Origin of the sequence: Pantoea cypripedii (genome assembly GCF_011395035.1) — a bacterium.
Classification (GTDB): Bacteria; Pseudomonadota; Gammaproteobacteria; order Enterobacterales; family Enterobacteriaceae; genus Pantoea; species Pantoea cypripedii_A.
In genome coordinates, this window is record NZ_CP024770.1 from 210,825 (window position 1) to 232,784 (window position 21,960).

The 21,960-nt window shown below is 49.4% G+C and carries 9 protein-coding genes; 5 read left to right on the plus strand and 4 right to left on the minus strand.

The window, feature by feature from the left end; all coding sequences use genetic code 11:
- Position 1: 1 nt before the first annotated feature.
- The 5 genes from CUN67_RS24320 to CUN67_RS24340 all read left to right on the plus strand — a co-directional run bounded on the left by CUN67_RS24320 (position 2) and on the right by CUN67_RS24340 (position 3,849).
- A complete protein-coding gene (locus CUN67_RS24320; protein WP_208718052.1) occupies positions 2-1,330 on the plus strand; it encodes an EscN/YscN/HrcN family type III secretion system ATPase in 1,329 nt (442 codons plus the stop codon).
- Positions 1,312-1,695 (plus strand): hypothetical protein, encoded by a 384-nt coding sequence (locus CUN67_RS24325; protein ID WP_208718053.1) that lies wholly within the window; start codon positions 1,312-1,314, stop codon positions 1,693-1,695. Before CUN67_RS24320 ends, CUN67_RS24325 begins: the two co-directional genes overlap by 19 nt.
- Positions 1,695-2,162: a hypothetical protein gene (locus tag CUN67_RS24330; RefSeq protein ID WP_208718054.1), complete on the plus strand. Its 468-nt coding sequence runs from the start codon at positions 1,695-1,697 to the stop codon at positions 2,160-2,162. Before CUN67_RS24325 ends, CUN67_RS24330 begins: the two co-directional genes overlap by 1 nt.
- Positions 2,134-3,183, plus strand: coding sequence for a type III secretion system cytoplasmic ring protein SctQ (gene sctQ, locus CUN67_RS24335; RefSeq protein ID WP_208718055.1), 1,050 nt, complete (start codon positions 2,134-2,136; stop codon positions 3,181-3,183). Before CUN67_RS24330 ends, sctQ begins: the two co-directional genes overlap by 29 nt.
- Positions 3,184-3,294: 111 nt before the next feature.
- On the plus strand, positions 3,295-3,849 hold the full coding sequence (locus CUN67_RS24340; protein ID WP_208718056.1) for a hypothetical protein: 555 nt from the start codon (positions 3,295-3,297) through the stop codon (positions 3,847-3,849).
- 396 nt (positions 3,850-4,245) lie between these two features.
- On the opposite strand, the gene CUN67_RS24345 is transcribed toward CUN67_RS24340, so the two are convergent.
- The 4 genes from CUN67_RS24345 to CUN67_RS24360 all read right to left on the minus strand — a co-directional run bounded on the left by CUN67_RS24345 (position 4,246) and on the right by CUN67_RS24360 (position 21,756).
- Complete coding sequence (locus CUN67_RS24345) at positions 4,246-11,463, minus strand: hypothetical protein (protein ID WP_208718057.1); 7,218 nt, start codon at positions 11,461-11,463, stop codon at positions 4,246-4,248.
- A 364-nt stretch (positions 11,464-11,827) separates the two neighbouring features.
- Entirely contained in the window at positions 11,828-20,302 is an 8,475-nt protein-coding gene (locus CUN67_RS24350) for a hypothetical protein (RefSeq protein WP_208718058.1), read from the minus strand.
- 272 nt (positions 20,303-20,574) lie between these two features.
- Positions 20,575-20,946 carry a hypothetical protein gene (locus tag CUN67_RS24355; RefSeq protein WP_208718059.1) on the minus strand — a complete coding sequence of 124 codons (372 nt, stop codon included), beginning with the start codon at positions 20,944-20,946 and terminating at the stop codon, positions 20,575-20,577.
- A 198-nt stretch (positions 20,947-21,144) separates the two neighbouring features.
- Entirely contained in the window at positions 21,145-21,756 is a 612-nt protein-coding gene (locus tag CUN67_RS24360; protein WP_208718060.1) for a hypothetical protein, read from the minus strand.
- Between the last annotated feature and the right edge of the window lie 204 nt (positions 21,757-21,960).

Genomic DNA, 21,960 nt, shown 5'->3' on the forward strand with positions numbered 1-21,960 from the left:
TATGCGTCTGCCATTTGAACAACTGCTGTGCCAGGAACTGGAGAACCGGCTGCGGTTACCGCGCGTGTTGCCAACATCCAGCTGCAAAATTGCGGGCAAGATCGTGGAGATCGGCCCAACCCTGATGAAGGCATCACTGCCGGGCGCCAGCCTGGCGGAGCTGTGCACGCTGGAGCCTTCCGGTATCCCGGCCGAAGTGGTGGCCATTGAGGGTAACTACGTTAGCCTGTCGCCGTTTGCCGAACCGCTCGGGGTCACCACGGGCAGCAAAGTGGTACCGACGGGTAAGGCACACCAGGTGGCGCTGGGGGATTTTCTGTTGGGCAGCATCGTGGATGGACTGGGACGGCCGCTGGACGACGTGACGTTCCCTGAGGATGCCGATCTGCGTCCACTTGACGCGCCAGCCCCTAACCCACTGACACGCCAGATTATTGATACCCCGTTACCACTCGGCGTGCGCGCCATCGACGGCATTCTGACCTGTGGTATGGGGCAGCGTATCGGTATTTTCGCCGCCGCCGGTGGCGGGAAAAGTACCCTGCTGGGAATGATTTGTGATGGCAGCCTGGCAGACGTCATTGTACTGGCGCTGATTGGCGAAAGGGGCCGTGAGGTGCGCGAATTCCTCGAACATACCCTCAGTGAAGAAGCCCGCTCGCGTTGCGTGGTGGTGATCTCCACCTCGGATCGTCCGGCGCTGGAGCGTCTGAAAGCGGCTTACACCGCCACCACCATCGCCGAATATTTCCGCGATCAGGGAAAAAACGTGTTGCTGATGATGGATTCATTAACGCGTTTCGCCCGTGCTTCGCGTGAGATCGGCCTCGCCGCTGGTGAGCCACCCGCTGCGGGCAGTTATCCACCCAGTTTCTTTGCCCGCCTGCCCCGGCTGCTGGAACGCGCCGGACCCGCCGAGACCGGCAGCATCACCGGCATTTATACCGTGCTGGTTGAAGGTGACAACCTTAACGAGCCGGTGGCTGATGAGGTGCGCTCCATCCTCGATGGTCACATCGTGTTATCGCGCAAGCTGGCGCAGGCCAACCACTATCCCGCCATCGACATTGCCGCCAGCGTGAGTCGCGTGATGGGTCAGGTGACGGAAAGCGATCATCGCGCTAACGCAGGCAAACTGCGTCGGCTGATGGCGGCATGGAAAGAGATCGAGCTGCTGGTGCGCGTCGGTGAATACCAGCAGGGCAATGATGCCCAGGCAGATGAAGCACTGGCACGTAAAGACGCCATCCGCGATTTCCTGTGTCAGGAAACCACGGAAAAGAACAGTTTTGAAGAAATCCTGGAGAGATTATGGACGACAGTAAACTGACGCTCACCGCTTTACTCCAGTTGAAAGAAAGACGCGAAAGAAAAATTCGCAGTGAGATCACCCGGCTGGAAAAGGAACTGGCGGCGAACGAACAGATGCGCGAAGAACTTTTGCAGATCCGGCAGGACTTATGGCACCAGTGGCGACAATGTGGTGATGAAGAAAAACTTCTCGACCCGCTGGAATGGCGCGCTTACCGGGTGGAACTGGCGAGATATTACCAGTATGACCACGACCTGATGACGCAGCTGGAAGCCGCCAGGACGCAGAGCCAGATGCTTGAGATACAAAAAGACGCACAACAACAACTTTTGCGGCAAAGCATGATGGAACAGGAAAAGCTGAAAATCATGATGGAGGAATAATGCATATCCCTATAAATCGATCGCGTAGTGCCTTCTCCCGCCACGCGGGTGACGGTGAAAGTCACTCAGCAGATGAGCAACAGGAAGAGGCGTTCGCCCGGCTTTTTAAAACCGCTGCGCCAGTCACCGACAATCACCAGGATGCAGAAGCGCGTTCCGGTTCGGGGAAAAAAGTCCCCTTTACGGAGGGGCCAGCTTCCCTGCTGTGGCAACAGTTTCTCGGTATCGGCGCCATGTCGGCCACCCATTGGCTGGCCTGGCGTCTGACCAATGGGCCACTGGCCGGGCTGGAAATTGAAGCACGCAGTCATGATGGGCAGATTATTATCCGTCTCGCCGCGGCAGACCTGGAAAAATTACAGCGTCGCGCCGGTAAGGAGCCGCTGGAGCGGACGCTGGCACGGCAGTTCGCCTGTCGGGTGATTATTGAGGTGAACAATGATGAAAAAAATTCCACAGATAAGTAAAGCAGCTGGCCAGCTGATAAACCAGGTGGGAGCCGGACTGATGCTTTCTGATGGCGAAACCCACCTGCGTATCGCTTATTGTCAGCGTGAAAAAGCGCCAGGCTTACTACTGCAGACGCATCTTAATGACGCAGCAGCCACTTTCTGGCTTGATGAAGCACAGTGGTGCCAGTGGGTAGCGCCGATGCTGGTTGTCCCCTCGTGGCAGCGAGTACCGGAGGAGTTTCGCCATCTGCTGATGCTGTGGACGCTGGAAGACGCCGGGCGTGTGCGGGGCTCGAATAATCTGCCATGGCCTGCATCAGCCTCTCTTGAGAGTGGAGAACGCGAAGCCGGTCTGTACTGGCATCTGGCGATCACCTGCGAGGAACGGCAGCTGGATCTTTATCTGCCGCTGGAGAACACCGCGTGGGTCGCCCAGCTGGCTGACTATGCCTTCCCTGTATCTGCTGGAGAGCAGCAGACGGTGAAAATCCCGGTACAGGCTTCCCTGCTTGCCGGGTGGTTGCGCACCAACTGCGCCACGCTGAACAAGGCACAACCCGGTGATGCACTGCGGTTACAGAAGCACTGGCCGGTACAAAACGGGACCCTGTGTTTATATCTGGATCGCCCACTGGCGGTGGTTCGCCAGGACGATCATGAAGACAATTATTTTTATGTTGAGGAAGTAATGGAAGATTTTGAAGACTGGATGGAGGTGGAGCCGGAGATTGATGATGAATCTGAGATTAATGATGAGTATGAGGTTGATGAGGAATCTGAAATTGAACCAGTCTCTGCGCCCTCCCTTTCCCCGGAAACACTGGTTGCCAACGCAGCGATAACGGTAACCGTAGAAGTGGCGCAGATTGCCACCACCATTCAGGCACTTGGCACCTTAGCGCCGGGGGCGATGTTGCAGGGAACGGCAACCCATGATGGGGCAGTTACCTTGAAAGTGGCGGGTCGCGCCTTTGCGCGTGGTGATTTACTGGATATTGACGGCGCGCTGGCGGTGAGAATTACCGCGCTGTGTTGATTGTTGAATTAACAGCCTATCAGGAAAGATATTATGGGAAATTGCATATCCAATGCGCTACGTTCATTAACCTCCGGGCCAAGTCCCCTCTCTCAGTTCAGCGATGGGACAGTGAAAGAAACTCCACCCTGTTATGACAAGGGGGCTAAGCTGCTCGGCAAATCTGCTGATGCGCTGTGCAAAAAAGATCCACCAAAGCTGAAAGAGATGGATGATGAACTACGGGAAATATTGCAGGGAGGAGATGGCGCGAAGATAGAGGATGAACTCCGGAGATATATGTCTGACCATCGTTACCAGACGATATCCTTTGCCACTATCACCGATGGCAACGTTTCTGAAATTCGGACGATAACGTTACCGCAGGAACCGAAAACTGGTGGATTAATTCTGAATACGTTCATCGGATCATCCAAAGATGACTGTGAATTTGTGCAGAAAAAGTATACCGACCCACGAGATATAAAGGAATTAGCTGAGTTACTGTCCCAGCCAAATACACAGGTTGAAAAGCAAGTTGAGCCGGAACAGGAACTCCCACCTGCTCATAAGCCGAAAGCTAAAAAGAATCCGTACGATTTGCTGGCGGGTTCTACACAGTCCGCGAAAATACCTGCCAATAATCACACATCAATTATGATTCTCACTCAGCACCATAACGACTAACTTCATCTCTTTGCATTCCAAATGCGCAGCATAGATTGATGCCGCGCATTTACGATTTCTACAGGATATTACGTGCCTCCCGTAGCTGCGTGATTTATCACGCGGTCTTGATCTCTATCTAATGGTTTACGTTCAATATTGGCGCACTCAACTTACCTTTTTCTAAAATAATTAACTGGCATCAGGGTGAATTTTTACTCAAGACAGGCTGTCGAAAAAGGAACAGAAATATCGCTGTTAATGTTATTTATCGTAAAGATGTTCTGAGTGGGCATTGAGCGGATCAGTAGATGAAGCAAATCTCTGCGCACTGCATTGTTTATTTGTTCTTTGCCGCTAAAACGTGGTGCCGGGTAGCATGGTAGCCCATGCTCCCGGCTATATCTTTCCGCCTGCTTAACTGCTTCTGGGACCTTGTGCCAGGCCAGCCGGTACATTGAGTTTCAGACCTCCCGGGAGAGTATCAGTACGGTATGCATAGAGGTCGGCAATATCGGGGTTAGCCTGTCTGATATGTTCAATCACGGTATCAACATCGGAACCAGGGAAATACACCAGTTCGCTCTGACCAATTTGCTCCCAGTCTTCACCCCCATCAGGAATAATGTGAAAACCATTGGACACAGACGCTTCATTTTCTATCTCAGGCATGGCAAGTAATGTGCGCAAAGGAAGAGGTGCTGTTGAGCTTTCGGTTGTCGCAAAAACATTGGGATTTGCCGCCTGAATAAGAGTAAGCACCTCCGCTTTCGTTTTGTTGGGATATCGGGAACTATTCGTCTCAACCACCGAATCCCAGGTATCACCTGCAACCGTACGGACAAATGCAACAGGCTTGACGTGACTTTCTACAGCAGGAGTAATAATTTTCGTTTTTACCGGAGGACTATCTGTTAAAAGAGGACTCGCCGTAGTGATATCCGGGTTGGCAAGTTGCAAAATTTTTGCAATTTCGTCATGCGTTCTTCCCGGATATTTATGTGCATTCTTTTCTGCTATTGAGCGCCAGTTTTCACCGGTGCCGGTTACGTAAACACCCGGGGTATTTTCTACTTCGATAGCCGATACCGGAATTTTACGCCCGGTAATTTGCTCAAAATAACTCTCAACCTCTTCAACTTTATCAGCTTCGGCAATCACACCGATAATGGCATTCTTGGGAATATCACCGGAAATCGGTCTACCTGGTCGATAGCCCGGAATTTTGCTTTTATCAAGAACAAGGATAACAGGGGCATTTAATCCTGATACATTGACGGTTCCGCCCAGTGTCACCTGGATACGTTTCCCATGTTTATGCAGGAGGTGATCATTAGCTTGCCGCTGTCCGGTTTTAATACGTTCATTAGCAGCATCATAACTGACTTCTTTACTTTTTAACGCGTCGCCAGACGCAGTAGCGACATTGGTATTCGCATTATAAGGTAACATCGAGGTGTTGGTTCTTCCTTTCGCAACACTATAGACTCTCACATTCTCTGCATCATTTTGTTCGGACGGCCCCACCAGATGGGTTGAGGTTCCTATCAGGATGGTTCCTTCTGGTGCGTCTGAGAATCTCACCGCTGGGTCTGTTGCATCAACCTGTGATTTTAGATTTTTGAAAGAAAATGAATCATTGTCTTCAGACTTTAATTGATTGCCCACTGTAGTACCAAAGAAATAAACGCTTGAATCATTCGCTGCTACACCTTTTACAGCTTCAGCAATTGTACCATCGGCGCTTTCAGTCTCGATTTTTGACTGTGAATTACTGCACGTGGTCATTTTGCTTTCGAGGCTTTCCAGCGACTTTTTCTTCAGCCAATCCGGTTTATTAATTAAATCTGAGGCTGGCACCGAAGATCCGGGATCCACAAAATTATCCACCCACCTTATCTTAACGTAATCTTCCCCCAGCCCCATCTCAGTAATATAATTATCTTCGAATTTTTCTTTATTAAATACTTTAGCACCATGTTCCTCATTAAACGCAACTCCTGTGCCCTCAATGGCCTCGTCCTGCACGTTGTTTTTAAAATAAACGTAACCATCCTCGTAACCGGGTCGGGAAGCTTTTAACACGATGTTTTTACTTGTGACACCCGCCTCATTCGTTACTGAAACGAATCCTACTTTAACCTGGTATCCTTTATCTTCTAATAATTTTACCATAGTACGGTACTTCATTTCGTTTTGCAGACCAGCTCTACTCAGAGAACCAAATCTTTTCTCAAATTTCCCCAGCTCCTGCGTAAAATTGCCGGCTATTTTTTTGAAATGGCTATCAGGGACTTTATTAACAACTTCAACATCATCAATAAATTTAAAATGGTCATATTTAGGACCAGAACCGAAAGAACGGTTGCTATCGGCTGAAATCACTGAGGATGTCGTTTGTTTCGATGATACTGAGATGTCATCTGAGCCTATTCTTTTCAGGTAATTACTTTTTCTTGCGTTAATCCAATCGGTTACCCTTTTGCGGGTTTTGTCGCTCAGCTGTTCTGTTGTCACCGCAAACTTCTTCGCTAATTTACCCAGTGTATCAACCGATACCTTGCCCAGTTCATATCCCCCAAATTCAGCCAATAATGACATCCACCCGTCTATCATCTGAGTTTGCGCTTCACCTGGTCTGTCAGCGAACTCAGCCTGTCCGAATTTTGGCAAAACTCCGCTTCCTAGCGTCAGTGCAAAGCTAAAACCAGGTCGAGCCAAAACGGACAATACTTTAGCACCTAAAGACACCCCCGCACCGACTCCAGTTCCCGCGAAGGGCAGTGCATAAACACCAATAATAGTCCCTACTTTACCAATCAAATCTATCCATTCGTCGGCATTAGCTTCCTCAGGTGATTTGATGGCAAAATCGATGTCCTGCTTAAGGTTCGTAATGGTATGATTGTATAATCTATCCTGAAATGAACCTCCACTATCAACAAGGTCGATTCTCCTCTGTGAACCGGTGATCCATTCTACAAATGCGCTAACTTTGTGTGTCGGCGCATCAGACATTCTTGCCAGATTATCCACTGTGCCGTCATCCTTAACTCTGACAGCACCTGAAACCTTCATGTTGTATACTGACAATCCCGACCGCAGTTGCGCATGAAAACTTAGCGCTTCGTCTTTATTTTTAAACTTTATCGAATTGTGTTCACTATCAAATTTGACTTCGTATACCTTTCCATCATTAAGCGATACAAAAATATGTCCACCATTGTTATCGGTTTTAATGCAGGCAACATTTGCAGCATTATAACCATCCAGTTTGAATGTTTTGACTTCGCCTCGTTCAATTTTAGCCTGAATTTCTTTTAGATTGTATCCCACTGGCGAAATGGAGTATTTGCTGTGTTCGCTAACGGCCATTTTTAATTTTGCCGCGTTTACTTTATTGGCCATGTCTTTAATTTCCGGCTTGCCGTAATAGTCAGAAATTGCAGCGATATAATCATTCTGTAAATTGGTTTTTTCTAAAGCCTTCAATATTTTTCTCGCGCTCGCAGTATTATACTCTGGCACAAGTTTAAAATTTCTTTTATCTCCCCATCCTTTTCGCAGATGCACGCCCATCGAGTATTCACGGAATGTGATGGTACCGAGAAGCTCATCCGGCGGTACATAGTGACCGTTCATTCTCGAAAACTCTGCATCTTCCGTTTTATACACTTGAATTCTGTCATCCCAGTCAAAAGATTCTCCAGAATTAGGCGGAATACCCTTACTTGTAAGCGTGTTATGATTATATTCATCAATCCACTTCTGAGGATCGGTGATAACACCTTTTTTATCTTCAGGGGGGTTAAAAGTGCTTTCCAACGCTTCCTCTACGCTCTCCTCAATGTCTTCATCCGTGACATTAATCTCGGTAACCGTAAGCTCAGCCCCTTCCCCGGCAATCTCAGCATCGTCGAGAGCTTCAAAATGCTCAAAATCGGCAGCAACCTCTTCTCCCCGAATATCATCGGATCTTCGCCCATCGGAAATGGGTATGTCTTGGGAAGTCTGCGTTCTGACCATCGGAGTATTACGTTTGAAACGCTTCAGAACCGTCTTATCTTCTTCTTTCAGCTCCTGAGCGATATCTGCAAACGCCTTCTGCACTTCCGGCCGGGTGATATCATAGGTTTTAATCAGCTCAGCCCTTTTCTCCGGAGCGCATTGACGTATCTTCGCTTTAATATTTTCAGCTTTGAGATTCAGTGCATTTACTTTCGCATTGATGCCATGGACCCCACCAGCGACCGGCGTTATGAACATCAGGTCAGACGGCAGTTTATCCGCCGCCTCCTTCAGCACATCGCTGAGACCTTCGGTGTAGATATGCGCCCCGGTCAGGGCGGCCCTGATCGCTGTTTTACCGACCGGGATCACACTGGTCATCAGTGTTGACAGCAGTGTCTTGCTGATTTCCTGCTGCATGAGATCGCCTTTTATACCCTCGCGCAGCGGCTTACCTGGCATCGTGGTTTCATTCAGCTTACTGTTAGCCTTGACCAGCGTGAAAGACAGCATTCCCAGCTTTAAGGCAATTCTGAGTCCACCGACAACGGGCAGCGTAGTATTCAGTACCCCATCAACGCTGCCCGTCAGCAACGCATACAGGGCCTGCCCCTGCAGGCCTTTAACCCCGCCCTTTATCACGTATTCCGGCAGTGAACGGTATTCCTGTAAAACCTCTTCGGCGGTTTTCGCTTTCACCTGCTCCCCACCGCGCGCGCGCCGGTACTCCTCCTTCAGCCCGGCGGCAAAAAAGTCACCTTCCGGATCGCTCGGTTTTTTAAATTCATCCTTCATGGTATCAATGACCATATTTATGGTCTGGTCATACAGTTCCCGGTCTTCTTCCGCTATTTCATCACGCTGCTCATTAAGAAATTCAGCAATGTGTTTCATTATCCTGGCGTCTGTGGACATGGGGTTCACATAATTCTGCGTCACGTGAGTAAAGGCATATTGGTAATCCTTTACCTGCGTGGTGGCTTCGCCAGCAATGCGCTGCGTGACATTGACGAAGTCATCAAATCCGTCGGAATCCGGCATAGCATGTTGCTGCGATACCTTTTTTGTCCGCCAGACGGCGGTTATATCTTCAACTTCTGTCAGTTTTTCCAGCGCGACGGTAATCGGGGAGTGGATAATCTTTTCCCCGGTGCTGCCCTTTGCAGCATTCAGACCGGCTTCAAGCTGCTCCAACGCACTCAGGGCCCCCCCGATGTCGGGTACCGCTTTTTCCAGGCAGGTCTGCGCGCTGGCTAAGCCCTGCTGCGCCTTGTTTAGGCCATCAGCGACGCCGGCCCCTAACGTCTTTGCCATTGTCAGCCCGTCAGTCATCGCCACCTGGATACTTTCCAGCTGATGACGGACCAGCACAACGTCTGCCCCGTTCCCCTCCGGCAGTGCCACCGGCAGATTCAGTTTCCCCATGGCCTGTTTCAGCGACGATGTGGATTTTTCAACCCAGCTGACCGTGTCATTGATGCGTTTACTCAAAGAAGCAGTTTTGGCCAGGTTCAGCGGATGTGGATATTGCTTTTCTATTTCACGCAGCCCCGCGAGTGCCTTATCTGCTTGTGCAGCACAGCTCTCCAGTACCTTCAACGTCTCGGGAAACTTATGTTCCAGCCCGGCCAGTTGTTGTGTTTTTTTATCCACTTTCTGTGCGGCTTTCGTCGCCCCCAGATTGCGCTTTGTCTTTGCCAGGGCATCCTTGAAGCGCTTCGTACCGAACGCTTTTTTGCTCTTCACCGCCAGGGTCAGTTCAGCCATTTTTCGGTTGCATAACTCGACACTGTCCATCATCCGCCGGACTTCCAGTTTTATCAGGTTGTCCCGGACTATTTTTTGCTCAGGGTACGATCTCGATTTCTGTCCGGTGCTGAGAATACGTGCCCCCGCATAGGACGCCGTCGTGCTGCTGAAGGTTTTAACTGCACTGCCTATAGCAGAGGCTTTCTGGTCCAGATACTGACTGAGCTGAATGGTTTTTTTCACCATCAGTTCACCCGGATTGATTTCCGGCCGCAGACCGTGCTTGACGTCCTTAAATCTGCGGATGGCCTTCTCCAGCTTCGCTTTATGGTAAGTCGTGCTTGCGGCAATATCCTTAAAGTCCATAGAAGTATCAGTATCATGCACGCTCCCTGTTTTCAGCGTGCTGCTCTTTTTGCTCAGCGACTCTACCGCTTTTTCAGCGCGTTCAATCAGCTTCTGCAGCTTATCGGCCGTGAACTCGGCCAGATTCGGGTTACCGCCATTGTGGAGAAACTCCGCGGCCCCGGGCAGCTCTGCCTCCATATCCGTCAGCACCGCAGACATCTCATAGACCGATGCGGCAGCCTCGTTAAGACGGATGCGGTCAGTCTTTTCCTTCACATGGATGTTCGCCATTCTGACGTCATAGCAGATTTCCGTTAACGCATCGGCCGCGCTGCGGATGGCGTACTGTGCCTCTGCCAGCCTGCCGGACGCCTCCGATGGCACAGGTACGCTGCCAGTTACCGCCAGCGCCTTTTCGGTCTTTTCCAGCATTGATGACTGCAGCGCCGCACTCCGGGTTAACTCTCCCTTTGCCTGCATCAGCGTTGCCTGGATATCTTTACAGGCGGCTTTAAGCGGCTTGTGATGTTTGTCCAGGATGGGCCTGAAATCCATCAGCCAGTCAAAGTGGCTCATCTGTCCCAGGGTTTTGATGGTCCCGTTCATCCCGTCAGAAGCCTGCTTCAGGGCCATGCTGGCGGCGTTCAGGGCGCTGTACACGCCAGCCGCCTGATGCGTCTGTTCCGCCTTCTCTGACCCGCTCCATGTCGCTTTCTCCGTCAGCGCCGCCTCCGCAGACTGCAGTGCCGCAGCAAGCCCGGACACGCCCAGCAACGCTTCACGGGTGTTCATCTTCTGCTCCCCGTTCTCCAGCGGAACCGTTGCTCCCGCCAGGTTCGGAGACAACACATCAATAAAGCCCTTCAGCGCCTTCGCCGCCGTGCCCACTCCAGCGTGCGTGCTTTTCTCCAGCCCGGCCATCTGCGTGGACAACCTGTCAATATGACCAAAATCCACCGTCACGTGCTCTTTGTTGGTCCCGAGCGAGCGGAATTCCTGCAGCATATCGATCTGGCCTGCCCAGCTGTGGAGGACTTTCTCCATTATTTCTGCACCGGACTGGCGGATGAACTGCTCTAGCTCTTCTGTAAAGGCGACGTATTTCTGCGCAGCAACAGCATCGGATGAATTTTCTCCTGACGGCGCTTTAATATCGTCAGTCCTGACTTCAAGCTCGATGGAATCAATTGCCATACGCAGCGCATCCTTTTCCGCCTCTGTCAGGTGCAGGGAATCCAGCGGAACAGGTTCACCGCTTTTCAGGAGCGGCACACCGGACCGCTGCGTCAGCAGTTCTCCCAGCGCCGGCTCACTTTTTATGGCATCGACTAGGGAAGTACAGATGTACTCATGCCGGGTCCAGTCAGGGCTGTGGGTAGCGGCCAATGTCACCGCCTTGTGCAGCGTCATAATCTGCGCGGCGCTTTTCTTCAGAACGTCAGGTTCAGAATTCGCGCTGGTTGGTTTAACGGTATTTTGAAGTGATACATCCGCTGCGCGGACGGTATTTAAGGTGTCGTGGACAGACATTGTTGTTTTACCTGTTGATCCTGGAATTTATAATGCAGAGGGTACGCGAACTGACCACGGGGGATTTTCAGAAACAGGTAATAACTATCGGTTTTATTGCAACCGAGGGAGGGTTCTGGCGAAGAAAGGTAATAACAGAAAGCGACCAGCCCTATGACTTTCATTATATCTGATGCAATAACCTTCCTCATACTTAATTAACTGAAGAAATATCTTATCAAAAACGAAAAAATGGCTGGTGAATTAAATTCAGCCAGCCAGCAATTTATGATTGTTAACAGTATGGGCAGTAAATCATACTGCCCGTCTTTCGGTTAAAAAATGATACTTTCTCTCTGGTGGCATGTGTTTAATATTGGCCCACTCAACTTGCCTTTTGCAAACGTCGTTGATCGGGTATGGTTAAGACTTTATCGGCCGGAAGTGGATCCTCAAGTCCGGTAAATTCAGTAAAAGAATCCAGGTTTTTGATTCTTATTAAGTTTGCCGCTACCTTAGCAGGTGTTCCTTTAGCAAACTGGTGCATATATTTTGCTGCAAGTTTTTGCCAGGTATCACCCTTGACCGTGACGTGGGTTTGCGTTGATTCCCTGACATCCCTTTTAACACGCCCGATTCTCTCTTCCTCCACCGGGGCGCCAGTTTCAACAACAGGAGCGGCTGCGTTTGGTCGGGGTTGAGCAACTGTCTGAGGAGGTACGTAGTCTACGTAGGGTATTTTCAATTCTTTTCCAGCCGGAAGCGTATCATCCTTATCGTAATCGTCGAGATTATGCTGGCGGTTAGCCGCTTTAATCATGGCAATAGCCGCGTCAGTTGTAATGCCTTGATACTGTCGCCTGTATGCCCTGACAATATCCTTCAATGAATCGTCATCACTCGTTATAAGAGTGTTATATCTCGGGGTATTATTGTCAGCGACTTCCACCGGTTCATAGCTTATCGTTGCCTCCTGAGCAGAAGTCTCCACCTGGGTAATATTTGCAGGCGACTGCGAGACAGAGGCATCGCTGTCAGGCTGGCCAGGAACCTTCACGGGAGGAACCGGTGGTATCAGCAGTAATGTGCCCGTAGGAAGTGTTTCTTTTGAATCAGGATATTTTACAGCAATGTCTGGGTTCGCAGCCTGAAAAAGGACACGTACCTCGTCATCCGTGTGAAGCGGATATCTCGTACTAAATTGTGCGACGATACTGTCCCAGTTTCCATACGCTGGAACATGAGTGAACTCCATTGATTCTGAATAGGCTTCGGGATCAGGAAGATAAATTATGGTGTTTTCCGGGATATTGTCCCCCAGAAAACGGGATGTAGCAGAGACTTCCCTGTTTGCGTGTTGCAAAATATAGGCAATTTCGAGATTATCTTTACCAGGATATTTATATCCATAATCAGCGCCCAGAGAGAGCCAATTATCTTCTCCGGTCGTTGTATGAAAACTCCTTTCAGTCGGGCTTTCAGATACCGTTTCAGACTCAACCGACGTCGCGGTTTCCGGCTGAGCCGAAGCTACGTTCTCCCGAGGAGCGATCTTCGCCGGTATTCTCATTTTTGTATTGGCTGGCAAGGGAGTATTATTGTCAGGATAATTCAATGAAACATTCCGGTTCTCATTTTTAAGATGCGCAATCGCTTCATCGAGATTATGGTCAGGGGAAAGGTTGAGCAAATTATTGCCAAGCGACTCCCAGGTTTGACCTTCTCTGGTGATGAAATGACCATTTACCGGAAGCGGCCTCTCCTTTGCCAACGGTATTATCACTTGTTTACCCTCTGTAAGTGGCTCATTATCGTCAGTATGTTTCACATACATTGTGGGGTTCGCAGCCTGAAGAAGACCGACTATCTCTTCAATTGTTTTTCCCGGGTAATGTTGGCTATTCCTGGTGGCGATGGTTTTCCAGCTATCACCAGAGGACACTCTTTCCGTCCACATGGGGATCGCATCGCTTTTCGGATCAGGCGTCACAATTCTGGTGTTTAGCGGGATGCTATCCGAAAGACCAGAATTTGCCTTCGCTATCTCAGGGTTTGCATGTCGCAAAATATGGGAAACTTCAAGATTAGTTTTACCCGGATATTTATCGCTATGCGCTATACCCAGCGAGAACCAGTTGTCTCCTTCTTTGGTTCTGACAACGCGCTCGGAGTCCTCCACGATTATCGCCGTGACAGGAATTTTTTTCCCGCTAACTTTCTCAAAATAAATTGCCGTCTCTTCGATTCTGTCTTTCTCAGCAATCACACCAACAATCGCGTTTACAGGGATATCGTTTGGCAGAGGACTGCCTGGGGTATATCCCGGAATTTTACTGGTATCCACCACCAGAACGACCGGCGACCTCAGGTTGTCAACCTTTTCATTAGAATCCAGGCTAAATTTAGTTTTTATCTTACTGGCATGGTCAATCAATTCCTGATCATTGGCATCTGAAGTTCCACCTGAAATACGACTCTGGTTATCAGCATAATTCAGAGCTGCACTATTCACTGCCTTGTTGACAGCATTACCAACATGAGTGTTCGGGTCAGAAGCTAACGATGATGCATTGGCCTTGCCTTGTGATTCATTGTAAACCGTAATCGTTGTGGTGCTATTATTAGCCGATGGCCCAACCATATGTAATGATGTACCAACAACCACTGTTCCTTCTGGTGTATTTTTAAATTTCACCAGAGAACCATGCGTATTCTTTCTGTCTGCTGCTAATTCATCGAAATTTTTAGCATTGAGAGGCTCTGTAACAACGGGATCATTTGGTCTGGTGGTCACAGCAGGCGATTGCGTAACAGGGTTACTGGCCGGACGGGCTTTATAACGTTCTGTATCTATCGCCTTCATATGGTCACCAATTTTGGTAGCCGTATCACCACTCGTATTACCAATAGCAACACCCAACGGGCCTCCCCGGCCAACACCAATTAAATCATTACCGTTGAACTTCCCGATACCACCCCGGCGAGCTGAATTTTTTCTTTCAAGATCTTCTAAAGAACTTTTTGTCTTCCAGTGCGGCGTATTGATTATCTCAGCGGGTGCTGTAGCAGTACCCGGATCAATAAACGTATCATTCCATCTTAAGTTTACATAATCCTCATTAATCGCCATATCAGAGATATAGTTTTTCGCAAAATCTTCACGATTGAATATTTTTCCGCCATGCCTCTCATTAAAAGCGGTACCACTGACTCCGGGATGACCACCCTGTAAATTGTCTTTAAAATAGAGATAACCATCTTCCACGTCAGGCCTGGAGACTTTCAGCACGATATTTTTGGAAGTACGACCGGTTTCATTGGTCACATTGATATAACCGACCTCAACCTTATAACCCTCACGCTCCAGTAATTTCCTCATGGTGCGGTATTTTATCTCATTATGCACAGATGAAGCAGCTACATCACCATAATGACTGGTGAATTTATTAATATCCGCATCAAAATTCTTTGCTATTCTGCTGAATTCACTGTCTTGTATCTTAGCCAGATCCTCCCCCTCGTCTGCAAAGGAGAAGGCGTCATATTCTGCCCCGGAGCCAAAGGGTCGATTACTGCTATCTGCGGGTGCGGTAGCCAAATCTCTGGATCCCGCAGGAGCGGCAGATATATCATCTCCCCCTTTCCCTATTCTTTTCATAAAATTTTTATAGCGGTTATGAAGCGCATTACTCATCCTGTTTTTAAACTTAACGGGTAAAGAATCTTCCGTAACCTGGAATTTTTTAGCAAAGTTCTTTAATCCCTTCCCGGATATTTTAGATATTAATTTTCCTGCCCCGTAGCCAATTCCTTCGCCTAAAAGCGCCATATATGCGTCAGTCAACGCAGCATCCCTCTCTTCAGGATCGGTTGCTGCCATTGACTGCGCTAACTTCGGCAGAACGCCTGAAACGACAGTCACTCCAAGACTAAAGCCAGCACTCGCAAGAACGCCAAGTACCTTGGCTCCTGTGGTAACGGCTATCGTTGAAGTACCGGCGGTAAAGGGAAGGAGAAATACGCCTATCCAGGTACCGGCTGTGCCAATCATATCTACCCAGCTATCAAACGTTTGTTCTCCTTGTGAATAAATCGCTGAGTCAATATCTGACTTCAAGTTCGCCACCTTGTTGGAGTACAGCTGTTCGTGAAATGGCGTTTCACTAGAAGTGAATGTCAGTCGTTGATTATTGCCAAATGCATAGACCAAGGTTTTAGCCAGGTTGCCTGATGGGACCATATCCGTCGGAAGCTCGGCCATATTCTCTCCTGAAAGTGCAATCAATACTCTACCATCATCAGTAATTTTGAGTGGTTTAGTATCCTTCGCATTAAAATAGGATAAACCCGCTTTTATCTGGTCATGACAATCTGTCGCCTGCTCTTTATTTTTGAATTTTAAACTATTATCGTGTGCCTGGTACGTAACTTCATAAACCTTCCTGGTTCTTAAAGAAACAATAACAAAACCATTGGTCCCATCGGTACTTATACAAGCCATGTCAGCGATATTTTTACCGTCGATCTTCAATGTCTTAACATCGCCGCTGTCTATTTTTTTCTGAATGTCATTGACATCATAGCCGACAGGTGAGCTGGAATATCTTGAGTGTTCGCTGACAGCCATTTTCAGCTGCGCAATATTGACAGCTTTCCCCATTTGCCTGATTTCAGGCTTGCCAAAATAGTTTCCAATTGCCTTAATATAATCACTCTGCAGGTTTGTCTTTTTTAAGGCAGCGATTATAGCTCTCGATGCTTCACGATCATCATCCGGGACAAGTTTTAAAGCATTGGCATCTCCCCAGCCTTTTTTAAGATGCAGCCCCATTGAGTATTCGCGGAATGTTACGGTACCGAGATATTCATCCTCTGGCACATAGTAACCGTATTTTTTTGCATTCGATGCATCTACCGTTTTATAGACCTTTATCTTTTCATCCCAGTCATATGAATCTTTGAAGGTGGGCTCAATCCCCTTACTTTTAAGAATGTTATGATTATAGTTATCAATCCATTTGAGTGGGTTTTCGACAGCACCTTCTTTATCCACCGGAACCTGGAAAGATTCCGCAAGTGCCTCATCCAAACTTGCGTCGATTTTTGCATTAGTCTCCGCATTCCATTGATATCTGATGCTTTGCGTATCTTCCGCAGTCGTCGCACCTCGTTTGACGCGTTTGAAAGTTTTCTCTTTTTCCTGCGCCGCCAGTTCTTCTTCTTTCAGCTCCTTCGCAAAGTCTGCAAACGCCTTCTGCACTTCCGGCCGGGTGATATCGTAGGTTTTGATCAGTTCTTCCCTTTTATTCGGATCGCATTGACGTATCTTCGCTTTAATATTTTCAGCTTTGTGATTCAGTGCATTTACTTTCGCATTCATGCCATGGACCACGCCGGCTCCCGGCGCGGCGAACATCAGGGTAGTCGGCAGTTGCTCAAGCGTATCCTTCACCACTTCTTTCACGCCTGAGGTATAAAGATTCGCACCCACCAGGCCTGCCCTAATCACGGTTTTGCCGACTGCGGGCACGCTGGTCATCATGGTTGACAGCAGGAGCTTGCTAATTTCCTGCCGAATGAGACCACTTTTTATCCCATAGGCCAGCGGCTTTCCGGGCATAATCGTTTCATTCAGCTTACTGTTCGCCTTTAGCAGCGTGACAGACAGCATGCCCAGCTTTAAGCCTATTCTCAGCCCGCCGACCACGGGCAATGTGGTCTTCAGGAACCCGTCGATGCTGCCCGTCAGTAACGAAAACGCGGCCTGGCCCGTCAGCCCTTTCGCCCCACCCGTTATCAGGTATTCCAGCAGGGATTTGTAGTTCTCTAACACCTCTTCGGCTGTTTTGGTGTTCACCATCTCACCGCCGATCGCCCGCTGGTACTCCTCCTTCAGTCCCGCGGCAAAAAAGTCACCTGCCGGATCGCCCGGTTTTTTATAGTCATCCTTCATCGTATCGATGACCATATTGACCGTCACGTCATACAGTTCCCGGTCCTCTTCCGCTAGTTCATCACGCTGCTCCTTCATAAATCCAGCAATGTGTTTCATTATCCTGGCGTCTTTAGACATCGGGTTGACATAATTCTGAGTCACATCAGTAAAGGTATACTGGTAATGCTTTACCTGCGTGGCGGCTTCGCCGGCGATGCGCTGCGTGACGCTGACAAAGTCATCAAACCCGTCTGAGTCCGGCAGCGCATTCCTCAGCAATTCCTGTTCTGTCTCCCAGCCAGCGGTAATCTTTTTAATTTCTTTCAGTTCTTTCAGGGCGAAGGTAACCAGGGTCTTGACTCTCTTGTCCCCGGCGTTCTCCTGTACAGTTTTTAGGCCGGTTTTCAGCCGTTCCAGCGCACCCAGAGCCCCCCCGCGGTCCGGCTCCGCTTTTTTCAGGCAGGCCAGCGCATGGGCCAGGTCCTGCTGCGCCTCGCTCAGGCCATCACCGCCGCCGGACGCCGCGGCAATGGTCAGCCCTTCAGTAATCGGCACCTGGAGGTTTTCCAGCGCATGTCTGGCCAGCAGCTCGTCTCCCCCGTTCCCCGCCGGCAGTTTCCCCGGCAGACTCAGTTTCCTCATGGCCGCTTTCAGCGACGATGTGGTTTCTTCAACCCAGCTGACCGTTGCATTGATGCGTTTGCCCACCGCTTCTGTTTTGGCCCTGTTCAGCGGGTGCGGATACTGTTTATCTATTTCCCGCAGCCCCGCGAGCGCCTTTTCCGCTTCTGCAGCACAGCTCGCCAGTGTCTTCAGCGTCTCCGGAAGCTTATGCTCTAGCCCGTCCAGCTGTTGTGTTTTTTTAGCCACTTTCTGCCCGGCTTTCGTCTCCCCCAGTGTGCGCGTTGTATGTGCCAGTGCATCCTTTAAGTGTTTCGTATTGAATTCTTTTTTACTCTTCACCGCCTTGGTCAGTTCAGTCACTTTCCGGTTGCATAACTCGACGCTGTCCAGCATCCGCTTGACTTCCAGTTTTATCAGGTTGTCCCGGATTATTTTTTGCTCAGGGTACGATCGTGATTTCTGTCCGGTACTGAGAACATTTGCGCCAACATACAACGCCGTTGTGCTGCCCAGGGTTTTCAATCCACTGCGGACAGCCGCGGTCTTTTGGCCCACAACACTGGCCACCCTATCTAAACCTTTCACCCCCTTCTGAGCCAGATTGATTTCCGGGCGCAGACCATGCTTGACGTCCTTAAATTTACTGATGGCCGCCTCAAGCGTGGCTTTATGGTAAGCCGTGCTTCCGGCAATATCCTTAAAGGCGCCGCCGGTCTTAGCATCATGCGCCTGAACTTTTTTCAGCGCGTCGCTCATTTTGCTCAGCGACTTCACCCCCTTTTTCCCGCGCTTTATCAGCTTCTGCAGCGTATCCGCCGTGAATTCTGCCAGTTCCGGGTTACCACCCTCCGTGAAGTACGCCGCAACCCCGGGCAGCTCAGCCTCCATCTCCGTCAGCACGTCAGCAATTTCATAGACTGAGGCGGCAGTTTTATTAAGACTGGCGCGGTCAGTGTTGTCTTTCACATGAATATTCGCCATTCTGACGTCATGGCAGATAGACGTTAACGCATCTGCCGCGCTGCGGAGGGCGTTCTGTGCCACAGCCAGCTTGCCGGACTCCATCGATGGCACCGGTACGCTGCCGACCGCCGCGAGCCCCTTCAGGGCCTTTTCCAGCAGCACTTTCTGCATCTTCGCACTCTGGGTGTACTGGCTCTTTGCCTGGTTCAGCGCTGTCCCGATATCTTTGCAGGCTTTTTTAAGAGGTTCATGGTGTTTCCGCAAGGCCGCTTTGAACGTCAGCATCCAGCCGTATTCGCTGGTCCCTCCTGTTGTTTCGATGGTCTCGTTCATCTTGTCAGCAGCCTGCATCAGGGTTGCCTCAGCTGCATTCAGCGTGGTGTACACTTTAGCCGCCTGCTCAACATTGCCTGAGGTGCTCCATTGCGTTTTCGCCGTCAGCGCCGCATCAGCAGCCTGCAGCGCATCGACCAATGCGCATGCGGCCCGCGCCGCTTCACGGGTATTCTGCTTCTGTTCCCCCGTCCCCAGCGGTACCGTCGGTCCCGGCTGCTGCGGAGACAGCGTATAAAGAATGCCCTTCAGTGCCTTCGCACCTTCCCCCACGACATAATTTGACGATTTCTCCAATCCGGATATCTGCGCGGCCGCGCCGTCAATCTGCTGAAAATCCACCGTCACATGCTCTTCATTAGTCCCGAGGGAGCGGAACTCCTGCAGCATCTCTTTCTGGTCTTTCCAGCTGTTGAGGATAGTCTCCATCATTTCTGCGCCGGAATGGCGGATGAACTGCTGTACCTCTTCGGCGAGCTCCGGGTTGATTTCGGGCTGCACGTTTTCACCGCTGTCTGCGGCGGGGGTTTTCAGCCTCGCTGTAAACGCGATGTATTTCTGCTCGGCATCGGATACTTTATCGCCTGACGGCACGTCAATGCCGGCAGCCTTCATTTCAAGGCAGAGGGAATCAAGCGCCATATGCAGCGCATTCTTTTGTACTTCTGTCAGGTGCAGGGACTCCATCGGGACAGGTTCACCGCTCTTCGGGTTAACCAGCGGCACACCGGACCGGTGCGCCAGCAATTTACCCAGCGCCGGTTCACTTTTTATGGCATCGACCAGGGAGGAGCTGATGTACTCATTCCCGGCCCAGTCATGGCCGTGGTTAATGGATTCCGCCACAGATCGGTACAGCATCTTAATCTGTCCGGCACTTTTCTTCAGAACATCAAGTACAGAATTTTCGCTGGTTGATGCAACCGGGGTTTTTAACGTGGTTGACTGGATATCAGTGGAAGATGCTGCCGATGTGTTGTTATTACCAAGAGTATTAAGAGTCATATATTAGCCTGATGTAAATTAAAATAACTAAAGTAATTTTTCAGGCTTCAGGATAAACAGGTTGTCGCAGGAGGATTTTCGAAAAATAAAAAAAACTATCGGTTTTGGTGTCATTTAACGTAAATGACGCCTCAGATTTTATCCGGGTAAAATTAAGAAAGTTCGCTGTTAACAATGAAACTTCATAAAAAACAATTATAAAAAAATATAAATATGGCGCGGGCATAACTACCCGCGCCATACATTTTAGATTACCGCTGCACTCTATGTAGTTACGCGCCAGCCGCTGATGCCACACTGCCAGAGACACCACCAACAAGCGGAACGCCGTTTTCCGTTACCTGCACCGGATCCGCAGTTTCCCCTTCAGGATCATCCATGGCTTCTTTAAACCTGTCCTCATACTGCTGCAACAGGCGTAAAAAAAACTGTAAATCCTTCATGATGTCCTCGAACTGCTGACGGGCGGCGGCAAGCTTCTCCTTAAGATCGACCGCGTCAGAGGGTTGTGCCGTATCCTGAGGCTGGACAAATTCGCGGGTAGAAAGTTCTGTATTATTAATGGCGTGAGTCTTTAAATCCTTACTTAATGGTTCAGTCGTTCCGACGGTATATACCGGGTGATGATTATTGATGATTGTCATACTATTTTACCTCTGTGCTATTCAGTGTTGGTAGGGTGTACCTTTCATTTGCGGAAAATAATCCAGTTATCTATTCCGTCAGAACAATAATAACCATGAGGAAAATATACATTTCTGTATTTCAACTGCGATTTATGAGTTCTGGCGCAGATAAAAAAAGGGACCGATATGATCCCCTGAGAATATCACGATGTGAAATCAGCGAATTGAATGTTCAATGGATTTCACCGTTGCGACATTCATGTTCTGAACGTTATTGGTCACAGTCAGCGCTGTGTTGAAGTCTTTCATCAGCTGCATTAACTTCTGCTGACTGCACTGCACGCTATCAGAAGCCTGAGTCTCGGTGGATTTGAGCGCTGTGTTGATGGATACCATCGCAGATGCTGAGATGCCGATAAACAAGTGAAACTGCCCCTCTTGCCCACATCGCCCTATCCTGGCGTTATCATGGAGAAATTGGTCGATGGTTTGTTCATCCACCAGAATGTTATTGTCACGCAGATAGTGAGTCACCTCTGCTGGCAGTACCCCCACCTCACCCGACTCTCCCAGCTGTGAAATAATGATGTTTACATGGTTGGCCATTTTCTGCGCGTCGCGCGCCACATTCATTTGGCCCGACATCTGACAGAATTTCCTGTACGCCATTTCGACAAACGTCTGCATCATATCAGCCATGGTCATCATGGATTTACCCACTTGCGAGTAGTCTTTCATGACATCAGGTTGGCAGGGATCTGACAGAGTATCGCTATCGATAAGGGTACCAGGGGGCGGAGGCGGTTCATGGATTGTTGCATAGCACATTACTTATATCCTTATTTTTCCTGTTTTTATGATCGAACGGGGTTGAGATCAATTTCCACGTTTCGATGAGCAGATAGTAACTTTGACTTAAATCAAAAATTTTCGAATTCCGCCGTTTTTTTATGTTTTTTGACAATTCGGAGAGATACAGGAATTTCCTTCGCAACCCGGTATTCGCACCCTGTTGTAGCGGCGCAATTTATT

Excerpts from the sequence above, each read along its gene's own strand:
- CUN67_RS24360 (WP_208718060.1), bottom strand. The coding sequence starts at position 21,756 with ATGTGCTATGCAACAATCCATGAACCGCCTCCGCCCCCTGGTACCCTT.
- CUN67_RS24325 (WP_208718053.1), top strand. The coding sequence starts at position 1,312 with ATGGACGACAGTAAACTGACGCTCACCGCTTTACTCCAGTTGAAAGAA.
- CUN67_RS24330 (WP_208718054.1), top strand. The coding sequence starts at position 1,695 with ATGCATATCCCTATAAATCGATCGCGTAGTGCCTTCTCCCGCCACGCG.
- CUN67_RS24355 (WP_208718059.1), bottom strand. The coding sequence starts at position 20,946 with ATGACAATCATCAATAATCATCACCCGGTATATACCGTCGGAACGACT.
- CUN67_RS24320 (WP_208718052.1), top strand. The coding sequence starts at position 2 with ATGCGTCTGCCATTTGAACAACTGCTGTGCCAGGAACTGGAGAACCGG.
- CUN67_RS24345 (WP_208718057.1), bottom strand. The coding sequence starts at position 11,463 with ATGTCTGTCCACGACACCTTAAATACCGTCCGCGCAGCGGATGTATCA.
- CUN67_RS24350 (WP_208718058.1), bottom strand. The coding sequence starts at position 20,302 with ATGACTCTTAATACTCTTGGTAATAACAACACATCGGCAGCATCTTCC.
- sctQ (WP_208718055.1), top strand. The coding sequence starts at position 2,134 with ATGATGAAAAAAATTCCACAGATAAGTAAAGCAGCTGGCCAGCTGATA.